Here is a 20,970-nt window from a genome sequence, read left to right as displayed (position 1 = left end):
CAGAGCGTCCTTTTTGGACGCGCAAAGGATGCTCCGGGACTTTAAGGTGGTGCATGGTTCCTTCTGAAAATCGATTCCGATTTTCCGGGCCATGCACTAGATTTGAGTCGACGGCTGGGAAGTGAAAGGGAAGCGCGATGCGTTGGAATTCCGGGCAGGAGATGCAGGCCACCGCTGCCGCAGGGGCCGCGGCCGGGCTTGGTGACTTGCCCGAATGGGACCTCGCCGACCTCTATGCCGGCATGGATGCGCCTGAACTGGCGCGCGATCTGGAAAAGGCTTCGGCCGATGCCGTTGCCTTCGAGGCGCGCTGGAAGGGCACGCTCGCTGTCGAGGCCGGGCGCGGCGCTGCAGGCAAGCTCGGCGAAGCCATGCAGACCTACGAAGCGCTTGAAGAACTGGTCGGCCGGGTCGTCTCCTACGCCGGGCTGGTCTATGCCGGCGACACCTCCGACCCCAAGCGTGCCAAGCTCTACGGCGATATCCAGGAGAAGATGACCGATGCCAGCGCGCATCTTCTGTTCTTCGCCCTCGAGCTGAACCTGGTCGACGACGCGCTGATCCTTTCGGCACTCGATGCCGATCCGGCTTTTGGCCATTACCGACCCTGGGTGCTCGATCTCAGGAAGGACAAGCCCTACCAGCTCGAGGACCGCGTCGAGCAACTGTTCCACGAGAAGTCGATCACCGGCCGCGGTTCGTGGAACCGGCTGTTCGACGAGACGATGACCGAGCTGCGCTTCGATGTCGGCGGCGAGGAGCTGACGCTGGAGCCGGCGCTGAACAAGCTGCAGGATCCTGATGGCGAGGTGCGCCGCGCGGCCTCCGAGGCGCTCGCTGCGACCTTCCGCAAGAACCTGCGCGTCTTCACGCTGATCACCAACACGCTGGCCAAGGACAAGGAAATCTCCGACCGCTGGCGCGGCTTCGAGGACATCGCCGATTCACGCCACCTCGCCAACCGCGTCGAACGCGAGGTGGTCGACGCCCTTGCCGCCTCGGTGCGCGAGGCCTATCCGCGCCTGTCGCACCGCTACTATGCGATGAAGGCCAAGTGGCTCGGCATGGACGCGATGAACCACTGGGACCGCAACGCCCCCCTGCCCGAGACGCCACAGGCGACCATCGGCTGGAGCGAGGCTCGCGACACGGTGCTGACCGCCTATGGCAACTTCTCGCCGGAGATGGCCAACATCGCCCGCGACTTCTTCGACCGCCGCTGGATCGACGCCCCCGTACGTCCCGGCAAGGCGCCGGGCGCCTTTGCCCATCCGACAGTGCCGTCGGCGCACCCTTACGTGCTGCTCAACTACATGGGTAAGCCGCGCGACGTCATGACCCTAGCCCATGAGCTCGGCCACGGCGTGCACCAGGTGCTGGCTGCCGGCCAGGGCGCGCTCATGGCCTCGACGCCGCTGACGCTGGCTGAGACGGCAAGCGTCTTCGGCGAGATGCTGACCTTCCGCTCGCTGCTCGACCGCACCACCGACAAGCGCGAGCGCAAGGCGATGCTGGCGCAGAAGGTCGAGGACATGATCAACACGGTCGTGCGCCAGATCGCCTTCTATGAATTCGAGCGCAAGGTGCATTCGGAACGCAAGAACGGCGAGCTGACATCAGACCAGCTCGGCCAGTTCTGGCTCGAGGTGCAGGCCGAAAGCCTGGGGCCGGCGATCAAGCTGCGCGAAGGCTACGAAGTGTTCTGGACCTACATCCCGCACTTCATCCACTCGCCCTTCTACGTCTATGCCTACGCCTTCGGCGACTGCCTGGTGAACTCGCTGTTTGCGGTCTACCAAAACGCCGAGCGTGGCTTCCAGGACAAGTATTTCGAGATGCTGCGCGCCGGCGGCACCAAGCACCATTCCGAGCTGCTGAAGCCATTCGGGCTGGATGCCACCGACCCCGCCTTCTGGCAGAAGGGCCTTGCCGTCATCAGCGGCCTCATCGATGAACTGGAAGCGCTGGACTGAGACGGCGCTTCGCCTCCTGAAATCATGGCAGATCTTACTTCACCCTTCGTCCTGTTCCGGGATGATCGCGCCGGCCAGGAAGTGCTGTTCGAGGCACCGCGCGAAACCATCGTTGCGCACGGCGCCGACGACTTCTTTACCGCGCTCGCGGCTGCCCAGGCCGCGCATGACAGCGGCAAGTGGCTCGCCGGCTACTTCGCCTATGAGGCAGGCTACCTGCTCGAGCCGAAGCTCCGGCCGCTGTTGCCAGAGGGGCGGCGCACGCCGCTGATCTGCCTGGGCGTATTCGACCAGCCGTCGGACCGCATGCGTCCGCCTGCACCAGGGCCAGCAACCAACGGGCCGATCTTCGACGCTCGCGCCACATGGTCCGAGGCAGACTACGAACGCCGCTTCAAGCGGCTCCACCAGCACATTCGCCAGGGCGACTGCTACCAGGCCAATCTCACCTTCCCCGTACAGGCGCAATGGACCGGCACGCCGCTTGATGCCTTCGACGCGCTGATTGCGCGCCAGCCGGTGAAATACGGCTCGCTCGTCTCGCTCGGCGGCCCGGTCGTGCTGTCGCGTTCGCCCGAACTGTTCTTCGAGATCGACGGCGAAGGCTGGATCGAGACCCATCCGATGAAGGGCACAGCCCCGCGCGGCAAGACATCAGAAGAGGATGCTGCACTCAGGGAGTTTCTGCGCAACGACGAGAAGAACCAGGCGGAAAACCGCATGATCGTCGACCTTTTGCGCAACGACATTTCGTTGATCAGCGAGGTCGGTTCGCTCGACGTGCCCGAGTTGTTCCGCATCGAGAGCTATCCGACCGTGCACCAGATGGTCAGCACCGTCAGGGCCAAGCTCCTGCCAAGCCTTTCCATCGAGCGCATCTTCGCTGCCCTTTTCCCCTGCGGCTCGATAACAGGTGCGCCGAAGATCCGTGCCATGGAAATCCTCCACGATCTCGAAGGCACGCCGCGCGACGTCTATTGCGGCTCCATCGGCTGGATCGCGCCCGGCGGCACCATGCGCTTCAACGTGGCGATCCGCACCATCACGCTCTTCCCCGATGGCGAGGCCGTCTACAATGTCGGCGGCGGCGTGGTGTTCGATTCGACGGCAGAAGCGGAGTATGCGGAATGTCTTCTGAAAGCACGCTTCGCGACCGGCTCGGTGCCGGCTTCGAGCTGATCGAGACACTGCGCTGGGAGCCCGAAAGCGGCTTCCTGCGCGGCGACCGCCATCTCGCCCGGCTCGCCGCCTCGGCGGAGGTACTCGGCTTCGCCTTCGACCTTACGGCCGTCAGGCGGGCTTTGGCGAAGGCCGCCACCGGCGACACGCCGCTCAGGGTTCGCCTCGCCCTCTCCCAAGACGGCAAGGTCGGTGTGACCACGCAGGCCTTCGCGCCGCTGTCGCCCGACACGCTGTGGATCCTGTGCATCGCCACACCCCGGCTTGCCTCGACCGACACGCTCCTGCGCCACAAGACCACGCGCCGGCAGGCCTATGACGCCGCCCGCGCCGAGTTTGCCCGCGATGCGGCCGACGAAGTGATCCTGCTCAATGAGGCAGCGCAGGTCTGCGAAGGCACGATCACCAGCCTCTTCCTCGATATGGGCAACGGCGCCCCGCTCAGGACCCCAGCGCTTACCTGCGGCCTTCTCGCCGGCGTGCTGCGCGGAGAGCTGATCGAGAAAGGCGAGGCAGTGGAGGCCAATCTGACCATCGACGATATCGCCAGCGCGTCGAAGATCTTCGTAGGCAACTCGCTGCGCGGGCTCATTGCCGCCAGACTGGTCCAATGAGCTGAGATTGCCGGCATGCGAGGCAAAGGCTAAGTCATCCCAACCTCAGGAAGCGACAGGTTCGGATGACCGCTGTAGTTACGCACACGCCCTATGACGGCACATCAAAACCCTTCGCCATCGGCCTGAAGCAGGCGGAGCCGCGCGACTGGATCGAGCTTGACGGCCATCTCGGCGCTTATCTGGCCGAGAAGGACAGGCTTTACACCGAAGTGCCCGACAAGGTGTTCGTCGCCGAGCCGGAAACGCGGGCGGCCCAGCAGGAGGTGCTGGACTTGCTGGTCGCGCATCTGACCGAGCGCTTCCCCCAGACCTATCGCCTCGAAGGCGAGCGCTGCCTCATCGCCGGCATGGATCGCGCCATCGACATCGCCAATCCCGGCGACAATCCCCTGATCGCCGCCTCGAAGCTGGTGCAGGAAGACCTGATCCTGATGCGGCAGGGCGAGGACGGCTGGCGGCTGGCCGCCGGATCGCTGTGTTTCCCCTCGTCGTGGAAGCTGACCGAAAAATTCGGCCTGCCGATCCACCACATCCACGGCCCGGTGCCCGGCTTCGGCCCCGGCACGCGCATGGCCGAACTGATCGCCCGCATGTTCGACAAGCTTGCCGTGCTGGTCGAGCGCTTCAACTGGTCGATCCAGGCCAATGGCGATCTCTACCATCCACTCTCCGACCGCCAGCGCATCGCGCGTTCGGCCGAGACGCACTCGACCTTTGCCGATGCCGACGCTGCGGGACGCGCCTTCATCCGGGTCGAGCGGCAGACGCTGCGAAAGCTGCCGGTGTCGGGCGACATCCTGTTCACCATCCGCATCTATCTCGATCCGCTGGCGGTGCTTGCGCGTCATGAGGACCGCGCCCGGCTGGCCGCCTCCTTCACCGATCAGCTGATGAGCCTCGACCGCGACCAGCTCGACTACAAGGGCCTCTCCGCCGATCGTGACAGGCTGGTTGGCTTCCTCAACGGCATGGCTCCAGCCGGCTAACAATAGCGGCATAACGTCCGGTTCCTACAGCATCTAGGAAGCGGATTCGCTTTATTGCCATAAGCATGTATGGTTTAGGCGTTGAAGCCGGGTCAATCGTGGCCCGGCTCTTTTAGTGTGAGAAGGAGTGCCATAAAAAATGGCGAATGAAAAATGGTCCGTCTACGGTGAGATTACTGGTCCTGTTGTGATGATCGGCTTCGGCTCGATCGGTCGTGGAACGCTCCCCCTCATCGAACGCCATTTCAAATTCGACAAGTCGCGGATGGTGATTATCGATCCCAGCGACGAAAACCGAAAACTCGCGGATGAGCGTGGCATCAAATTCATCCAGGAGGCGGTAACCAAGGACAATTACAAGGAGCTGCTGACGCCCCTGCTGACCAACGGCGGCGGCCAGGGCTTCTGCGTCAACCTGTCGGTCGATACCGGCTCGGTCGACCTCATGCATCTCAGCCGCAAGCTTGGCGCGCTCTATGTCGACACCGTCATCGAGCCCTGGCTCGGTTTCTACTTCGACAACAGCGCCGACAATAGCGAGCGCACCAACTACGCCCTGCGCGAAACCCTGCTCGCCGAAAGGCGCAAGCACCCCGGCGGTCCGACCGCCGTTTCCACCTGCGGCGCCAACCCGGGCATGGTCTCGTGGTTCGTCAAGCAGGCGCTGGTCAACCTCGCCAACGATCTCGGCCTCGAATTCGAGGAGCCTGCGCAGCAGGACCGCGACGGCTGGGCAGCGTTGATGAAGAAGGCCGGCGTCAAGGGCATCCACATCGCCGAGCGCGACACCCAGCGCACCAAGAACCCCAAGCCGATGAACGTGTTCTGGAACACCTGGTCGGTCGAGGGCTTCGTCTCCGAGGGCCTGCAGCCGGCGGAACTGGGCTGGGGCACGCACGAGACGTGGAAGCCCAAGAACGCCAAGAAGTTCAAGAAGGGCTGCAAGGCGGCGATCTATCTGGAGCAGCCGGGCGCCAACACCCGCGTCCGCACCTGGTGCCCGACGCCTGGCCCGCAATATGGCTTCCTGGTGACGCACAACGAGGCGATCTCCATCGCCGACTTCTTCACCGTGCGCTCGAAGAAGGGCAAGGTCATCTATCGCCCGACCTGCCACTACGCCTACCACCCCTGCAACGACGCGGTTCTGTCGATGCACGAGATGTTCGGTGCCGCCGGCAAGCCGCAGCCCGTCCATCACGTTCTCGACGAGGACGAACTGGTCGACGGCAAGGACGAGCTCGGCGTGCTGCTCTACGGCCACGACAAAAACGCCTACTGGTACGGCTCGCAGCTGACGCTCGAGCAGGCCCGCAAGCTTGCGCCTTATCAGAACGCCACCGGCCTGCAGGTGACCTCGGCCGTGCTCTCCGGCATGGTCTGGGCGCTCGAGAACCCCGAGGCCGGCATCGTCGAGGCCGACGAGATGGACTACAAGCGCTGCCTCGAAGTGCAGCAGCAATATCTCGGACCGGTCACCGGCCACTACACCGACTGGACCCCGCTCGACGGCCGCCCCGGCCTGTTCGAGGAGGACATCGACAAGGACGACCCCTGGCAGTTCCGCAACATCCTGGTGCGCTGATCGGCGTCACCGGAAAAGAAAAGGGCGCCAGACGGCGCCCTTTTTGTTTGTGGCAATGAAGCCCGCGACTACTTGCGCAGCTCTGCCTCGATGTCGTCGAGCGCCTTGTCCTTACCGATACCGGTGAGGAAGGCGAGGCCCTTGATGACCGGCACCGTGACCGACGCCGAGATTGGCGTGGTGGCAACGATCAGGTCGACATTGTCGGCCAGGCTGGGCACCTCGGTTGCTTTGCACTGCATGGCGTTGAAAGTCAGCCCGCGCGCCTTCATTGCCTCGGTGACGGTGGCGTTGACGGCGGTCGAGGTGGCGACGCCTGTGCCGCAGGCAAAAAGAACGGTTTTCTGTTTGGCCATCGTGAAATCCCCCTGTTAGCCCAGTGCAGCGGCAACGTCGGCTGCGGACGCAGCACGGCTCAGCCCGGCAAGGGCCTCTTCGCTCTGGATCGTGTCCATGATTTCCTGAAGCATGTCTATCTGCTTGTCCTTGTCGTTGATCGCAAGCAGGAACACGTAGCCGACAGGAACCGCCTCGTCGGGGTCTTCCATGTTGGCGAAGTCGACCGGCTGCGACAGCACCGCCAGCGCAATGCCCGGCTTGATGACATGTTCGGGATCGGTGTGCGGAATGGCGACATTGAGCGCGTAGCCGAGCGGCAGGCCGGTGGGCATCGTCGCCTCGCGGCGGACAACCGCGTCGGCATAGCTGCCCTTCACATAGCCCAATGCCTCGAGCTTGCCCGCGAGCAGGCGGATGACGGCTTCGCCATCAGTGGCATCGACCCCGAGCGCGATTGCCTCGGGGTCGATGTGGTTCATGAGGGCTCGCGCCATCCTTGTCTCCTTGTGGCGGAGCCGGCTGCACATGCCGTCGGCTCCGGTATTTCAGATCAGCCTGAGGTCGCGTAGCGCACGCTGCCGGCCTCGGTGCCTTCGCCGTCATCCTCGGCGCCTGCCGCCCGTTCCCAGGCCGCGCTGTTGCGGCGGTAGAGGAAGAACAGCGCCGCGATGATGGCCGCCAGCAGCACCAGCCCGCCGATCGCCAGCCACTGGATGGCTTCGATGATCACGTAAGGCACCCACAGGAAGCCGTCGACGACGGAGGTGATCTGCACAGCGTTCGCAGGCATCTGGAAGCCCGACGACACGGCAGCGCTGGTGAACAGCGGCGCAAGCGCGTTGGCGACGTAGAAGCCGAGAGCGAGCGTGACGGTGCCGACGATCACCATGCGGAAGACGTTGCCCTTGAGCAGCGGCGCGGTCATGGCGACGATGAACGGGATGACGGCAAGGTCGGCGAACAGGATGACGCGGTTGCCCGGCAGGATGATCGACAGCACGATGGCGATCGGCACCAGGATCAGTGACGACGAGATCGCGGCCGGATGGCCGATCAGGATTGCCGAGTCCAGACCGACCAGCAGCTCGCGGTCGCCGGTGCGCTTGCGCACGAATTCCTGGGCGGCGTCGGAGACCGGCAGCAGGCCTTCCATCAAGACCTTCACCATGCGCGGCAAGAGCAGCATCACGGCGGCCAGCGTCATGCCCGTGGTCAGGACCTTGGACAGCACCGTGCCGAAATCGCCGGCGTTGTAGTAGGCGATCAGGCCAAGCACGAGGCCGATGATCAGGCCGAGCACGACAGGTTCGCCGAACACGCCGAAGCGCTTCTCGATGGTCTCCGTCGAGATGTTGATGCGGTTGATGCCGGGGATGCGGTCCATAATCCAGTTCAGCACGATGGCGATGGGCAGGATCTGCGCCGAGGCGAGATGCGGCACCGAAACGCCGGGGATGCCATAGAACTGCTGCACGGCGCGTGCCGACCAGTCGGCAAACAGCAGCGCGAGTGCGGCAACCAGCGCTGCTACCGCCAGTCCGTAGCCGAGGCTGCCCGTGGCAGCGGTCGCCAGCGAACCGACGAAGGCGAAGTGCCAGAAGTTCCAGACGTCGACGTTCAGCGTGCGCGTCAGTCGCAGCAGCAGCAGCGCGATGTTGACGGCGATGCCGATGGGGATGACCCACAGGCCGACAGACGAGCCGAAGGCGATGGCCGCGGCCGACGGCCAACCCACGTCGACGATGTCGCGCTGGATGCCGGTGTTGGTTACAATGGCCTTGGCCACATCGCCGATCGAGCCCAGCATCAGGCCGAGCACGAGATTGATGCCGATGAAGGCGACGCCGATGGTGATGGCGGCGCGGAACGCCTTGCCGACCTTGGCGCCGAGAACCACGGCAATGATGAAAATGACGATGGGCAACAGCACCGTTGCGCCAAGCGTGTCCACGGCCGACTTAAGGCCGGTCAAAAACGCATCCATGATGCTCCCCCCAGACTCCAAAAGAATGTCCCGGGCCCTCCAGCCTCAGAACATTTGTGTTTCAATGCATACGAAAGTTACATCGATTCCTGAACCTGTCAATCAGGCTTGGCAGCTGTATCGGTTGGAACGAATGGGCCCGCCGGCCGTTCGGTGGTGTCGGCACCTCGTTTCGACTGTCGACAGGGGCGGCCAAAGCCTTGCCTTCGCCATGAAATCGGGCGATTGAAGGCTGGCGGACTGAGGAGAGGATTCTTGATGACGACTTCGCGCAAAATTCGTTCGGCCGGAGTGATGGCATTGCTCGCGGCCGCCTTGGCTGGCTGCACGACCGGCGGCGGCGGTGTTTCGGGCGGTGGCGCTCCAGTGCGGGCGCAGAGCGGCGTTGAAGGCGCCTGGCTCGATGCCAAGGGCACCGGTCTTTCGACCTTCCAGGCCGGCGCGTTCCAGACGGTCGCCACCGACACCGGGCAGAAACTGTCCGACGGCACCTATGTCATGACCGGCGCCAACTCGGTCCAGATCAACGGCACCTCGCTGATCCGCCAGTCGCCAATCAGCTTCAACTGCCTGCTGATCTCGGCCAACCAGCTGAACTGCACCAGCTCGACCAACCAGCAGTTCACCCTGACCCGTCGCGTCTGATCCTGCCGGCGCCTGCGCAAGTGGGCGCCGCACACGATCGAACGAACCCGAGCGCGGCACCCAGAGCCCGCGGAAATGTCGTTTCGCCGGCGTTAAGTAAGCCGGCTTTCGGCCTCAGATTCTCCCTTGCATCCGAAAATTCGGAATGTGAACATGGCCCCAAGGAATGTGTAACATTCCGGTCAAGCGAAGGCGGTAAATGCCTCGCGGGGGTCATTCGGGAGAATTCATTATGAAGAGATTGGCTGCCATTGCGGCTTTGTCGGCATCGGCCTTCGGATATTCCGTCGCGCCGTCATTCGCCGACTATACTTTGACGATTCTTCACATCAACGACTGGCACAGCCGGATCGAAAGCAACAACAAGTTCGAATCGACCTGCTCGGCCGAAGAAGAGGGCAAGGGCGAGTGCATTGGCGGTGCGGCGCGCCTGGTGACCGCGATTGCCGACCAGCGCAAGAAGCTGGAAGGCCAGAACGTGCTGCTGCTCAACGGCGGCGACAACTTCCAGGGCTCGCTGTTCTACACCACTTACAAGGGCGCGGTCGAAGCCGAGTTCCTCAACCAGATGAAGTTCGATGCTATGACCGTGGGCAACCACGAGTTCGACGACGGCGAGGACGCGCTGGTGCCCTTCCTCGAGAAGATCCAGTTCCCGGTGCTCTCGGCCAACGTCCATCCGAACGCCCAGTCCAAGGTCGGCGACCGCATCAAGCCGTCGATCGTGCTCGAGGTCGGCGGCCAGAAGATCGGCATCGTCGGCGCCGTCACCAACGACACGCCTGAAGTCGCCTCGCCCGGCCCCAACATCGCCATCGAGGACGACGTCAAGAACATCACCGCCGAAGTCGAGAAGCTGAAGGCCGCAGGCGTCAACAAGATCATCGCTCTGACCCATGTCGGTTATCCGCGCGACAAGGAGATGATCGCCAAGATCCCAGGCGTCGACGTTGTCGTCGGCGGCCATTCGCACTCGCTTCTGTCGAACACCGACGCGAAAGCCGAAGGCCCTTACCCGACGATGATCGACAACCCCGAGGGCTACAAGGTCCCGGTTACCCAGGCGGCGTCCTATTCCAAGTATCTCGGCGAGTTCACCGTCACCTTCGATGACAACGGCGTCGTCAAGGAAGCCAAGGGCGACCCGATCTATCTCGACAACTCGATCAAACCGGATGAAGCCGTGCTCGCCCGCATCAAGGAGCTCGGCGCCCCGATCGAGGAACTGAAGAACAAGGAGGTCTCCGAGACCACTGCGCTCATCGACGGCAGCCGTGAAAACTGCCGCGCCCGCGAATGCACCATGGGCAATCTGATCTCCGACGCCATCCTCGACCGCGTCAAGGACCAGGGTGTCACCATCGTCTTCCAGAACGGCGGCGGCATTCGTGCCTCCATCGACCAGGGCGTCGTCACCATGGGCGAAGTGCTGACGGTACTGCCCTTCCAGAACACGCTCGCCACCTTCCAGCTGTCCGGCAAGGATATCGTCGCCTCGCTCGAGGCCGGCGTCAGCGAGATCGAGGAAGGCAAGGGCAAGTTCCCGCAGGTCGCCGGCCTGAAGTATTCGTTCGACAAGTCGGTCGCGGCCAATGCCGGCCGCGTCAAGTCGGTCGAGGTGATGGACGGCGGCGCCTGGAAGCCGATCGACGAAGCCAAGGTCTACACGGTGGCGACCAACAACTACGTCCGCCAGGGCGGCGACGGCTACAAGCTGTTCGCCTCGAACGCCACCAATGCCTATGACTACGGTCCGAGCCTCGAACAGGTTGTCGCCGACTATCTCGGCAAGAACCGTCCGTTCACGCCGAAGCTCGACGGCCGCATCGTCGAAATCGCCACCAATACGCCTGCGCCGGCTGCCGAGCCGGCAAAGCCCGCCGAAGCAGCTCCCGCCCCTGCAACTCCGGCGGCACCCGCTGCCGAAGCTCCGAAGCCTGCCGAAGCCGCACCGGCTGCGACCGCTCCGGCCGCCGCCGCTGCCCAGAAGCACACCATCGCCGCCGGCGACACCTTCTGGGACCTGGCCAAGAAGTATCTCGGCAACCCGACCAAGTGGAAGGCGATCGCCGAAGCCAATCCGGAAGCCAAGGCCAAGGACCTGCACATCGGCGGCACGCTGGAAATCCCGGCCGCCAACTGATAGGTCAAACCCGACCTGACAAGCCCGCCCGGCACGCCGGGCGGGTTTTTTCATTTGGGGTATAGGGAATAGCGAATAGTGAGTAGCGAATAGGGCCAGCGCGACCCGTGGGGCGCCCGAGCCTATTGGGGCTGCCTTCTCTACTCACTATTCGCTATTCCCTATTCGCTACCTCAGGGTGCGGCCAGACGCGACATTGAACGGCAGCCCCATTCAATTAGGTATCCCGCAGTACGGAGACACCGAATGAACCTGACCACCACCATCGACGAAAAATCCGCCAAGGCGCTCGGCCCGTTTCCCGGCGGCCACCCCCAGGTGAAAAAGGGCAAGGTCGGCGTTCTCCTGGTCAATCTCGGCACGCCTGATGGCACCGACAGCAAGTCGATGTGGCGCTATCTGCGCGAATTCCTCTCCGACCCGCGCGTCATCGAGATGCCTAAGGCGCTGTGGTATCCGATCCTCTACGGCATCGTGCTCAACACGCGGCCAAAGAAGTCGGGCGAGAACTACAAGAAGATCTGGAACACCGAGCGCGACGAATCTCCGCTGCGCACCTATACCCGCGCCCAGGGCGAGAAGCTGGCCGAAGCCCTGCGTGACCTACCCGACGTCATCGTCGACTGGGGCATGCGCTACGGCAATCCCTCGACCAAGAGCGTGGTCCAGAAGCTGATCGCCCAGGGCTGCGACCGCATCGTCATGTTCCCGCTCTACCCGCAATTCTCGGCAACGACGACCGCGACCGCCAGCGACCAGCTGTTCCGCGCGCTGATGGAAATCCGCGCCATGCCGTCGATCCGCACGGTTCCAGCCTATTACGACGAGCCGGTCTATATCGAGGCGCTGGCCCGCTCGATCGAACAGCATCTGGCCAAACTCGACTTCGAGCCGGAGGTGATCCTCGCCTCCTACCACGGCATCCCGAAACCCTATTTCGAGCGCGGCGACCCCTATCACTGCCATTGCGTCAAGACGACAAGGCTTCTGCGCGAACGGCTCGGCATGGACGACAAGAAGCTGATGACCACTTTCCAGTCGCGCTTCGGTGCACAGGAATGGCTGCAGCCCTACACCGACAAGACCGTCGAGCGACTGGCCAAGGAGGGCGTCAAGTCGATCGCCATCGTCAATCCCGGCTTCTCGGCCGACTGCATCGAGACACTTGAGGAGATCGCCGGCGAGAACGCCGAGATCTTCCACCATGCCGGCGGCAAGAATTTCTCCCACATCCCCTGCCTCAACGACAGTCCCGAGGGCATGGCGGTGATCGAGGCAATCACCCGTCGCGAGTTGATGGGCTGGGTCTGATCCTGGCCCGTCGGGGTTGCCGGAAGCCTTGACCGTCCTCCCAGAGCATTTGCCCCCCAAACATTCAGACCCCATGTCATTGTAACGATGCTGAAAGCCGCTTAAGTCTCTCGGCATCAACCCGCGTCAAAGACTTGCGCGCGGCGAACGCGTGGGGAGAGCCGAATGGATTTCAGTGGTTACGATCTGGTTGTTCCGGCCATTGCCATCTTCGCGATCTTTGTCCTGTTCAAGGGCATCAAGACCGTTCCGCAGGGCTTCAACTACACTGTCGAGCGCTTCGGCCGTTACACCAGGACGCTTACCCCCGGCCTCAACCTGATCATCCCCTTTGTCGATAGCATCGGCGCCAGGATGAACATGATGGAGCAGGTTCTCGACGTTCCCACGCAGGAAGTCATCACCCGCGACAACGCCATCGTGGCGGTCGACGGCGTCGCCTTCTATCAGGTGCTGAACGCCCCGCAGGCGGCCTATCAGGTCGCCGGCCTGCAGAACGCCATCCTCAACCTGACCATGACCAACATCCGCACGGTCATGGGCTCGATGGACCTCGACGAGCTTCTGTCGAACCGCGATGCCATCAACGAGCGGCTGCTGCGCGTGGTCGACGAGGCGGCGCACCCGTGGGGCATCAAGGTCACCCGTGTCGAGATCAAGGACATCAACCCGCCGGCCAACCTGGTCGAGTCGATGGCTCGTCAGATGATGGCCGAACGCAACAAGCGCGCCCAGATCCTCGAAGCCGAGGGCCTGAAGGCAGCACAGGTGCTGGAAGCCGAAGGCCGCCGCGAAGCCGCCTTCCGCGACGCCGAGGCGCGTGAGCGCGCCGCCGAGGCCGAAGCGCGCGCCACCCAGGTCGTGTCCGAGGCCATCGCCAAGGGCGATGTCCAGGCGATCAACTACTTCGTCGCCCAGAAATACACCGAGGCGCTGGCCAAGATCGGCTCCGCCGGCAACAGCAAGGTGGTGCTGATGCCCATGGAAGCGTCATCGCTGATCGGCACGCTGGGCGGCATCGGCGAAATCGCCAAGGAGGTTTTCAGGAGCGAAGGCACGGCCGGCGCGCAGCGGCAGTCGCAAGCCCGCACCCCGCGCATTCCGCCCGAGCAGAACTGAGCGGCGCGACAGCGAGGAACCGCAGATGATCGTGCGTTTCATCACCGAGCTCGGCCCCTGGGTCTGGATGCTGCTCGGCTTCGTGCTGCTGACGCTGGAGATCTTCGCCCCCGGCGTCTTCCTGCTGTGGATCGGCATCGCCGCGCTGCTGGTCGGTGCGCTGTCGCTACAGCTGTGGGACTGGGCGTCCTGGACCTGGCACGCCCAGGTTCTTACCTTCGTCGTCCTGTCGCTGGCATCGGCCTACCTCGGCAAGCGCATCACCAACAACAGCTCCGAAAGAAGCGACCAGCCGCTTCTCAACCAGCGCGGCGCCCAGATGGTCGGCCGCACCGCGACGCTGACCGAGGCGATCCGGGAAGGCCGTGGCCGCATCAAGCTCGGCGACACCACATGGCGCGTCTCCGGCCCCGACCTGCCTGTCGGCACCCAGGTGCGCGTCGTCGCCGCCGGTGACACCGATCTGGAACTGGTGGTGGAGCCGGTCTGAGCCCGTTCGAGGCCTGAACCGAATTGGTCGAAACCGCCCCAACGGCCCTCATGGCGAGCTTGTCGAACCACGAGGGTGCCGGGCGTTCTCATTTGCAAGAAGTCAGATTAGCCTGACCTTGGTCTAGGCCAAACGGGATATCCCGGGATCGAGGAAGCTAGGCTGCGCCGATCCGGAGCAGATCGTGGAAATGCACGAGGCCGACCGGGCGGTCGCCCTCGACCACGATCAGCGCGCCGATATTGTTCTCGTTGAGCATGGCGATCGCCGCGCCCGCCAGCATCTGGCGGGGCACCGTCTTTGGCCGCGTCGTCATGATCTCCTCGACCCGGGTTTCAGCCAGGTTGCGGTCGAGATTGCGGGAAAGGTCGCCATCGGTAACGATGCCGGCGAGCTTGCCATCTGCATCGATGACGCAGACGCAGCCGAAGCGCTTCTGCGACAGCATCCTCACCGCTTCCGGCATCTTGGTGCCGACCGTGACGACCGGCATGCGGTCGCCGGTGTGCATCAGTTCGCCCACCGGCATCAGGCTGGCGCCCAGCTGGCCGCCGGGATGGAAGGTGCGGAAATGATCGGCGGTAAAGCCGCGTGCCTCGAGCAGAGCCACGGCGAGCGCATCGCCGATGGCGAGCTGCAGCAGCGTCGAGGTTGTCGGCGCAAGGCCATGCGGGCAGGCCTCGGGCGAGCGCGGCAGCGACAGCACGACATCTGCCTGCCTGGCGAGCGCCGATGCGTCGCCGGCGGTGATGGCGATCAGCGGAATGGAGAAGCGCCTGGAATAGCCGACGATGCCCTTTAGCTCGGCGGTTTCGCCTGACCACGAAATGGCAACAATGGCGTCGTCGCGGGTGATCATGCCGAGATCGCCATGTATGGCCTCGGCGGGATGGACAAAGTAGGACGGCGTGCCGGTCGAGGCGAAGGTGGCGGCGATCTTCTTGCCGATATGTCCGCTCTTGCCGACGCCGGTGATGATGGCGCGGCCGTTGAGCTGGCCGAGCACCGACACGGCGCGCGCGAAAGGCTCACCCAGCGGGCCTTCGAGCGCCGCCACGAGTGCGGCGATACCGGCCTGCTCGGTGGTGATGGTACGAAGTGCCGAGGCGATCGACGCCTGCGGGTCCGGCTCTTTTTTCAGCGATCCAGCGTGCATGGCGCATGCGTTAGCGCGTCATACGCCGGCTGTCCATCAATATTGCCCCTCGGCCTCCCTTCCGGGCGGGCCAGTTCAACACTCCATTAACCATGGCCATTTACCAGTTGCTAAGCACGGCGCAGTTCGCGCCGGCGAAGCAGTGGGTACGATGGCACGGGTCAGGCCGGAGCATAGGGGGCACCTCTTGGGTGCGCGCATCTGCGCCTTGCTGGCAACGGCAAGTGTGGCAGCGGTGCTGTGCGCCGGGCCGGTCCACGCCCAGGATGCCGGGCTGCGCGGCGCGGTCACCGACGACCAGGGCAAGCCTCTGAAGCGCAAGCGTCCCGCTGACGCATCGCAGGACCAGGCAACGGACGCCGACACGCAGAACCAAGCCGAGGACTACCAGCCGGCCAGTCCCGGCGCGGTGCCCGACAAGCCGGCCAACGCCTCGGCCAGCCTGTTCAGTGAACCGCCAAATGCCGACGATGCCTTCGCCAACGACGCGGGCCCCTTGCAGGCGCTGCCGCCGACCACGGCACGCGACCGGGCCAAGGCGCGGCGCGAGCAGCTCGCCGGCCGGCAACAGCCGGCGAACGCGCCGAAGAAGACCCCTGCCCCCGAGCAGGATGAAACCACCACCGGCACCGTGCGCCAGCAGACGGTGGATTTCGAAGGCAGCGAGGACAACGGCCCCGAATCCGCGCGCCAGGCAGCGATCGAAGGCCGCAAGCCGCAGCCCGAGCTCAATCCCTACGACCCGACGGGCATCCGCTTCGGCACCTTCGTGCTCAAGCCAAGCCTGGAACAGGGCGTCACCGCGACCTCCAACGCCGATTCGAGTTCGGATGGAAAGTCGGCGATCCTGTCTGAAACCACGCTCCGCCTGAATGCGGCGTCCGACTGGGACAGCCATTCGGCCACCGTCGATGCCTATGGCAACTTTCGCAAGTCGGTGTCCGGGCAGGAGGTCAAGGACGTCACCGGCGGCATCGACGGCCGCCTCCAGCTCGATCTTGCCGAAGGCATGCGCGCACTTGCCCGCCTCGGCTACAATGTCCGCCCGGAATCGGCGACCTCGCCCGTCGTCATCATCGGCACCGCCGAGCGCCCCACCCTGCAGACCTTCAACGGCTCGCTCGGCCTGGAAAAGGACGTCGGCAAGCTGCGCTTCGGCATATCGGGCGAAGCCGTCAAGGAAAGCTATGGCGACGCCGCTCTGTCGGGCGGCGGCACGCTGTCGCAGAAGGACAGGAACTCGACCCTCTACAATGGCAGGCTGCGCATCGGCTACGAGGTGTCGCCGGCGCTGACCCCGTTCGGCGAAATCCAGTTCGGCCGTCGCATCTACGACCTGAGGTTCGACACCGCCGGTTTCGAGCGTTCGGCAAATCAGTTTGCCGCCCTTGCAGGCGTCGAGATCGACATGGGCGAGAAATTCGGCGGCGAGATTTCCGCCGGCTGGGTCGGCCAGACCTTTGACGACGGCAGGCTGGGCAGCATCTCCGCCGCCTCCGTCGCCGCAGATCTCCGGTGGTCGCCGATGCGCGGCACCATCGTCACCCTCAACGGCACCACCTCGCTGGAAGGTTCGACGTCGGCAGGCGAAAGCGGCTCAGTACTCTATGCGGCGCGTCTCGGCGTCGAGCGCCAGATGCGCGCCAACCTCACCGGCTTCGCCGCCGCCGGCATCGGCTGGCGCGATTACGCCGGTTCAACCGACCATGATCTGTCCCTCAGTGCCGAGGCGGGCCTCACCTGGTGGCTCAACCGCTACACCGGCCTCACCGGACGCCTGCGCCACGAGACCTTCAGCAGCACGCTCTCCAACCGCGACAGCACCACCAACAGCGTCTTCGTCGGCGTGAAAGTTCAGCGCTAGGGTCTCAGCGTGCCGGCTTCGACTGGTGTCGCCTGCACATCCCGCAGTTCGTCATCCTCGACGTAGCGAGCGGAGAGTGTCGCGGATCCATGCCGTGGCCGGCAAAGTTGTCGGGACGGTCCAGAACGGCCGGAGCTGCGAGCCCCCAAAACGAGCACCCGGCAGCGCAAGAACGCCCGCCGCCCCGCTCATCCCAATCCTGCCACCGCCTCCTTCACCCCCTGCTCCCCCTCGCCGGCAAACACTTCGCTCATGACAAGCTCGGCCAACGGCAGCCGGTTGCCCCAGCCATGGCGCTCGAGATCTGGGCGCGCGGCGAATTCGCTGACGCGGCCAACGCAGAGATAGGCCACCGGCACGACATGTTCGGGGATCGCCAGCAATGCCTTCAGTGCGTCACGGTCGAGGATACTGACCCAGCCGATGCCGATGCCTTCGGCACGCGCCGCCAGCCAGAGGTTCTGCACCGCGCAAACAGTGCTGTAGAGATCCATTTCCGGATTGTGCCAGCGCCCCAGCGGCGAGTTGGCCGAGCGTCCCCGATCGCAGGTCACGACCAGGTTGAGCGGCGCCTCGCAGATGCCTTCGAGCTTGAGCTTGCGATAGAGCGCCTGCTTCTCCTCGACAATATGCGGCAGCTCCTGCCCGCGCGCCGCGAAAAACAGGTCGCGCACCAGCGCCCGGCGCTTGGCATCGCGGATGATGATGAAGTTCCATGGCTGCATGAAGCCGACCGATGGCGCGTGATGCGCCGCCATCAAAAGGCGCGCCATGACCACGTCGTCTATCGGATCGGGCAGGAAATGGCTGCGCACGTCGCGACGGGTGAAGATGGCCTTGTAGACGGCGTCCTGCGCCGCGGCATCGAACGAGCCGCAGGCGGTTTGAACATGGGCGGCCGGCATCGCGTGTCCCCTTGCGATAGAAACGGCGTCCGTCCGCCTGTCCATGCGGTGGACCATCTCTGCCGGGCCGGTCTTCTGGCTTCGAGTTCATCCCGCTTTCAGCACCTTCCCATCCTGCCGGACAGTGGCTTTTGCCGATACGGTCCCTCTTACAGCGATGGGCACGCCACGGAGTTTCACCGTGTTCCCGATTCTCCCGCATGAGCGGGCACCTGGCGGGAGTGTTCTACAGGCCTTGCGGGCCCTTGGCCACCGCGCCGCGCGCCCGAAAATGACGCGCGGGCGACATTGACGGGGCTCAGCGGCTGGGTTTCACCTCGCCCAGAAGCCCTTCGATCACTTCGGCCATGCGGCCGCTGATGTCGGAGCGCGCCAGGGCAAATGCCACATTGGCCTCGACAAAACCTTCCGGCGAGCCGCAGTCGAAGGTCCGGCCGCGATAGTGATAGCCATAAAAGGGCTGCGACTTCTCGAGCTTCAGCATGGCATCGGTCAGCTGGATCTCGTCGCCGGCGCCGCGCTCCTGCTTGGCCAGCAGTTCGAAGATCTGCGGCTGCAGAATGTAGCGGCCGTTGATGAACAGGTTCGACGGTGCCGTTCCCTGCTTCGGCTTCTCAACCATGCCGTCGATGGCAAAACCGGTATGAACGGCCTTTCCCTTGCCGACGATGCCATATTTGTGCGTCTCGGCCGGGTCGCATTCCTGCACGGCGATGATGTTGTTGCCGGTCTCGGCATAAAGCTCGACCATCTCGCGCATGCAGCTCTTTTCCGACTGCATGATCATGTCGGGAAGGAGAAGCGCGAAAGGCTCGTCGCCGACCAGTTCACGCGCGCACCATACAGCATGGCCGAGGCCGAGCGGCACCTGCTGGCGGGTGAACGACGTCTGGCCCGGCGCCGGCTGCAGCTTCTGCAGCCGCTCCAGCTGATCGCTTTTGCCGCGCTGGGCAAGCGTATCGTAGAGCTCGAACTGGACGTCGAAATGATCTTCGATGACCGCTTTGTTGCGGCCGGTGACGAAGATGAAGTGCTCGATGCCCGCTTCGCGGGCTTCGTCGACGACATACTGGATGACGGGACGGTCGACGACCGTCAGCATCTCCTTGGGGATAGACTTGGTGGCCGGCAGAAAGCGGGTGCCCAGGCCTGCGACGGGAAATACTGCCTTGCGAACTCTTTTCATTGCGCGGTCGTCCGAAAGAGAAAAATCGATATCGGGCACAACATTCTCATGCCTGAATTGAAGAATACTGAACGCGTTGGCACAATGGGGTGGCACGAGCAAGGCCGAGATCACGCGATCTTGATTGTGTTGGGCCTTCGGGGGACAATCCGACCCACGGCTTTTAGGTCCCCAGGGGGACTATGGTAAACTGATTGATAACCGGCATCGGCGATGAATCGACTTTCCGAACTCTTCCAGGAGGAAAGAATGCCCCTTCGCAAGACCGCCAGAAGCCTGGCAGGATTTGCCACGATCGCCGGCCTGTCGCTCGCGCTGCTGCTGCCTGCGGGCAAGGCTTCGGCCGAGGCCGGCTTCGAACGCTGGGTCGCTGGCTTCCGCGCCGTCGCCGCCGACAACGGCATTTCAGCGTCGACCTATAACCGTGCGTTCCGAGGCGTCACCTCGGCCGACCTGGAAGTGCTTGAAAAAGCGCGCTTCCAGCCCGAATTCACCGCACCCGTGTGGGACTATTTCGACAACCGCGTCCACGACCAGTCCATCGAGGTCGGCCGCGCCATGGCGCGCAAGTGGAAGCCGTGGCTCGACCGCATCGAGGCCAGCTACGGCGTCGACCGCTACGTGCTGCTCGCCATCTGGTCGATGGAATCGAACTACGGCGAGATTCTCAAGAACGACAAGGTGATGCGCAATGTCGTGCGCTCGCTGGCGACCCTTGCCTATGGCGACGAGCGCCGCTCGAAATATGCCCGCACCCAGTTGATCGCGGCGCTGAAGATCCTGCAGCGTGGCGACATTGACGAGAGCCATCTGATGGGCTCGTGGGCCGGCGCGATGGGCCACACCCAGTTCATCCCGACCAGCTACCAGGCCTACGCAGTCGACGCCGACGGCAACGGCAAGCGCGACATCTGGAACTCGGTGCCGGATGCGCTAGCCACCGCTGCCAATCTGCTCAAGAAGAACGGCTGGCAAGGCGGTAAGACCTGGGGCTACGAGGTCGTGCTGCCCGAGGGCCGAAAGTTCCCGTCGGGCTCGATGACGCTCGACAAGTGGGCGGAACTCGGCGTCGAGCGCGCCAACGGCAAGGCCTTTAAGCGCGGCTCCGATGTCGCCACCCTCAAGGTGCCCGACGGCCGCGGCGGTCCCGCCTTCCTGATGACCAAGAACTTCCAGGTCATCAAGCGCTACAACAACGCCGACAAATACGCGCTGGCCGTGGGCCTTCTTGCCGACGAAATCGCCGGCTATGGTGGTCTTGTCCAGGACTGGAAACGGCCCTTCACCAAGCTCAGCTTCGAAGAGAAGCAGGAGTTGCAGAAGCGCCTGTCGGCTCACGGCTATTATGACGGCAAGGCCGACGGCAAGATCGGCGAGGGCTCGCGCTCCGCAATCAAGGCGTTTCAGGCACAGCTGGGCTTGACGGAGGACGGCCATCCGAGCATGGAAGTGCTCAAATGGCTGCGAAAGAAATAGCCACCGGAGGTT

At 64.0% G+C, this 20,970-nt stretch carries 18 protein-coding genes and 1 riboswitch; of the genes, 12 read left to right on the top strand and 6 right to left on the bottom strand.

Translation table 11 applies throughout. The annotated features are described in order from the left end of the window. Positions 1-137: 137 nt before the first annotated feature. From NDO48_RS12285 to NDO48_RS12265, 5 genes are all read left to right on the top strand, one after another. Positions 138-1,973, top strand: coding sequence for a M3 family oligoendopeptidase (locus tag NDO48_RS12285; protein WP_026227476.1), 1,836 nt, complete (start codon positions 138-140; stop codon positions 1,971-1,973). A gap of 24 nt (positions 1,974-1,997) precedes the next feature. Then, on the top strand, positions 1,998-3,152 hold the full coding sequence (locus NDO48_RS12280) for an aminodeoxychorismate synthase component I (RefSeq protein WP_267321537.1): 1,155 nt from the start codon (positions 1,998-2,000) through the stop codon (positions 3,150-3,152). Beyond that, positions 3,101-3,766, top strand: a complete 666-nt coding sequence (locus NDO48_RS12275; protein WP_267321536.1) for an aminotransferase class IV family protein — start codon at positions 3,101-3,103, stop codon at positions 3,764-3,766. The genes NDO48_RS12280 and NDO48_RS12275 overlap by 52 nt, the downstream gene beginning before the upstream one ends. Positions 3,767-3,831: 65 nt before the next feature. Further along, positions 3,832-4,755 (top strand): heme-dependent oxidative N-demethylase family protein, encoded by a 924-nt coding sequence (locus NDO48_RS12270; protein ID WP_018429325.1) that lies wholly within the window; start codon positions 3,832-3,834, stop codon positions 4,753-4,755. A gap of 139 nt (positions 4,756-4,894) precedes the next feature. Then, positions 4,895-6,340, top strand: coding sequence for a homospermidine synthase (locus NDO48_RS12265; protein ID WP_267321535.1), 1,446 nt, complete (start codon positions 4,895-4,897; stop codon positions 6,338-6,340). Between the two features lie 68 nt (positions 6,341-6,408). On the opposite strand, the gene NDO48_RS12260 is transcribed toward NDO48_RS12265, so the two are convergent. Genes NDO48_RS12260 through NDO48_RS12250 form a run of 3 tightly spaced genes read right to left on the bottom strand, consistent with a single transcriptional unit; the run spans position 6,409 to position 8,663 of the window. Then, positions 6,409-6,696 carry a PTS sugar transporter subunit IIB gene (locus NDO48_RS12260; RefSeq protein ID WP_018429327.1) on the bottom strand — a complete coding sequence of 96 codons (288 nt, stop codon included), beginning with the start codon at positions 6,694-6,696 and terminating at the stop codon, positions 6,409-6,411. A 15-nt stretch (positions 6,697-6,711) separates the two neighbouring features. After that, on the bottom strand, positions 6,712-7,173 hold the full coding sequence (locus tag NDO48_RS12255) for a PTS sugar transporter subunit IIA (RefSeq protein WP_018429328.1): 462 nt from the start codon (positions 7,171-7,173) through the stop codon (positions 6,712-6,714). Positions 7,174-7,229: 56 nt separating this feature from the next. Next, positions 7,230-8,663, bottom strand: a complete 1,434-nt coding sequence (locus NDO48_RS12250; protein WP_018429329.1) for a PTS galactitol transporter subunit IIC — start codon at positions 8,661-8,663, stop codon at positions 7,230-7,232. 258 nt (positions 8,664-8,921) lie between these two features. On the opposite strand from NDO48_RS12250, the gene NDO48_RS12245 reads away from it, so the two are divergent. From NDO48_RS12245 to NDO48_RS12225, 5 genes are all read left to right on the top strand, one after another. Continuing rightward, entirely contained in the window at positions 8,922-9,308 is a 387-nt protein-coding gene (locus NDO48_RS12245; protein ID WP_026227479.1) for a hypothetical protein, read from the top strand. A gap of 232 nt (positions 9,309-9,540) precedes the next feature. After that, positions 9,541-11,451 carry a 5'-nucleotidase C-terminal domain-containing protein gene (locus NDO48_RS12240; RefSeq protein ID WP_267321534.1) on the top strand — a complete coding sequence of 637 codons (1,911 nt, stop codon included), beginning with the start codon at positions 9,541-9,543 and terminating at the stop codon, positions 11,449-11,451. A gap of 246 nt (positions 11,452-11,697) precedes the next feature. Next, complete coding sequence (gene hemH / locus NDO48_RS12235) at positions 11,698-12,762, top strand: ferrochelatase (protein ID WP_018429332.1); 1,065 nt, start codon at positions 11,698-11,700, stop codon at positions 12,760-12,762. Between the two features lie 165 nt (positions 12,763-12,927). Then, positions 12,928-13,881, top strand: a complete 954-nt coding sequence (locus NDO48_RS12230) for an SPFH domain-containing protein (protein ID WP_018429333.1) — start codon at positions 12,928-12,930, stop codon at positions 13,879-13,881. 25 nt (positions 13,882-13,906) lie between these two features. Further along, positions 13,907-14,371, top strand: coding sequence for an NfeD family protein (locus NDO48_RS12225; RefSeq protein ID WP_018429334.1), 465 nt, complete (start codon positions 13,907-13,909; stop codon positions 14,369-14,371). Positions 14,372-14,528: 157 nt separating this feature from the next. Here NDO48_RS12225 and NDO48_RS12220 read toward each other — a convergent pair whose 3' ends face one another. Further along, complete coding sequence (locus NDO48_RS12220; protein WP_267321533.1) at positions 14,529-15,527, bottom strand: KpsF/GutQ family sugar-phosphate isomerase; 999 nt, start codon at positions 15,525-15,527, stop codon at positions 14,529-14,531. 187 nt (positions 15,528-15,714) lie between these two features. On the opposite strand from NDO48_RS12220, the gene NDO48_RS12215 reads away from it, so the two are divergent. Beyond that, the gene (locus tag NDO48_RS12215) at positions 15,715-17,391 is read left to right on the top strand and encodes an outer membrane beta-barrel protein (protein ID WP_267321532.1); all 1,677 of its coding nucleotides are present in this window, start codon (positions 15,715-15,717) and stop codon (positions 17,389-17,391) included. A gap of 188 nt (positions 17,392-17,579) precedes the next feature. On the opposite strand, the gene bluB is transcribed toward NDO48_RS12215, so the two are convergent. Then, entirely contained in the window at positions 17,580-18,296 is a 717-nt protein-coding gene (gene bluB, locus NDO48_RS12210) for a 5,6-dimethylbenzimidazole synthase (RefSeq protein WP_267321531.1), read from the bottom strand. A gap of 47 nt (positions 18,297-18,343) precedes the next feature. Further along, positions 18,344-18,527, bottom strand: a riboswitch (cobalamin riboswitch). Positions 18,528-18,594: 67 nt separating this feature from the next. Continuing rightward, positions 18,595-19,482, bottom strand: a complete 888-nt coding sequence (gene galU, locus NDO48_RS12205) for a UTP--glucose-1-phosphate uridylyltransferase GalU (RefSeq protein WP_018429338.1) — start codon at positions 19,480-19,482, stop codon at positions 18,595-18,597. Between the two features lie 249 nt (positions 19,483-19,731). On the opposite strand from galU, the gene NDO48_RS12200 reads away from it, so the two are divergent. Further along, positions 19,732-20,958, top strand: coding sequence for a lytic murein transglycosylase (locus tag NDO48_RS12200; RefSeq protein WP_026227481.1), 1,227 nt, complete (start codon positions 19,732-19,734; stop codon positions 20,956-20,958). Positions 20,959-20,970 lie beyond the last annotated feature (12 nt).

Source organism: Aminobacter sp. MET-1, from assembly GCF_026521175.1.
Taxonomy (GTDB): domain Bacteria; phylum Pseudomonadota; class Alphaproteobacteria; order Rhizobiales; family Rhizobiaceae; genus Aminobacter.
The sequence above is the reverse complement of the archived record's forward strand: the minus strand, read 5'-3'. Positions and strand labels throughout refer to the sequence as shown.

What these genes read in the sequence shown, in the direction of transcription:
- NDO48_RS12285 (WP_026227476.1), top strand. Translation starts at nt 138, where the DNA reads ATGCGTTGGAATTCCGGGCAGGAGATGCAGGCCACCGCTGCCGCAGGG.
- NDO48_RS12280 (WP_267321537.1), top strand. Translation starts at nt 1,998, where the DNA reads ATGGCAGATCTTACTTCACCCTTCGTCCTGTTCCGGGATGATCGCGCC.
- NDO48_RS12275 (WP_267321536.1), top strand. Translation starts at nt 3,101, where the DNA reads ATGTCTTCTGAAAGCACGCTTCGCGACCGGCTCGGTGCCGGCTTCGAG.
- NDO48_RS12270 (WP_018429325.1), top strand. Translation starts at nt 3,832, where the DNA reads ATGACCGCTGTAGTTACGCACACGCCCTATGACGGCACATCAAAACCC.
- NDO48_RS12265 (WP_267321535.1), top strand. Translation starts at nt 4,895, where the DNA reads ATGGCGAATGAAAAATGGTCCGTCTACGGTGAGATTACTGGTCCTGTT.
- NDO48_RS12260 (WP_018429327.1), bottom strand. Translation starts at nt 6,696, where the DNA reads ATGGCCAAACAGAAAACCGTTCTTTTTGCCTGCGGCACAGGCGTCGCC.
- NDO48_RS12255 (WP_018429328.1), bottom strand. Translation starts at nt 7,173, where the DNA reads ATGGCGCGAGCCCTCATGAACCACATCGACCCCGAGGCAATCGCGCTC.
- NDO48_RS12250 (WP_018429329.1), bottom strand. Translation starts at nt 8,663, where the DNA reads ATGGATGCGTTTTTGACCGGCCTTAAGTCGGCCGTGGACACGCTTGGC.
- NDO48_RS12245 (WP_026227479.1), top strand. Translation starts at nt 8,922, where the DNA reads ATGACGACTTCGCGCAAAATTCGTTCGGCCGGAGTGATGGCATTGCTC.
- NDO48_RS12240 (WP_267321534.1), top strand. Translation starts at nt 9,541, where the DNA reads ATGAAGAGATTGGCTGCCATTGCGGCTTTGTCGGCATCGGCCTTCGGA.
- hemH (WP_018429332.1), top strand. Translation starts at nt 11,698, where the DNA reads ATGAACCTGACCACCACCATCGACGAAAAATCCGCCAAGGCGCTCGGC.
- NDO48_RS12230 (WP_018429333.1), top strand. Translation starts at nt 12,928, where the DNA reads ATGGATTTCAGTGGTTACGATCTGGTTGTTCCGGCCATTGCCATCTTC.
- NDO48_RS12225 (WP_018429334.1), top strand. Translation starts at nt 13,907, where the DNA reads ATGATCGTGCGTTTCATCACCGAGCTCGGCCCCTGGGTCTGGATGCTG.
- NDO48_RS12220 (WP_267321533.1), bottom strand. Translation starts at nt 15,527, where the DNA reads ATGCACGCTGGATCGCTGAAAAAAGAGCCGGACCCGCAGGCGTCGATC.
- bluB (WP_267321531.1), bottom strand. Translation starts at nt 18,296, where the DNA reads ATGCCGGCCGCCCATGTTCAAACCGCCTGCGGCTCGTTCGATGCCGCG.
- galU (WP_018429338.1), bottom strand. Translation starts at nt 19,482, where the DNA reads ATGAAAAGAGTTCGCAAGGCAGTATTTCCCGTCGCAGGCCTGGGCACC.
- NDO48_RS12200 (WP_026227481.1), top strand. Translation starts at nt 19,732, where the DNA reads ATGCCCCTTCGCAAGACCGCCAGAAGCCTGGCAGGATTTGCCACGATC.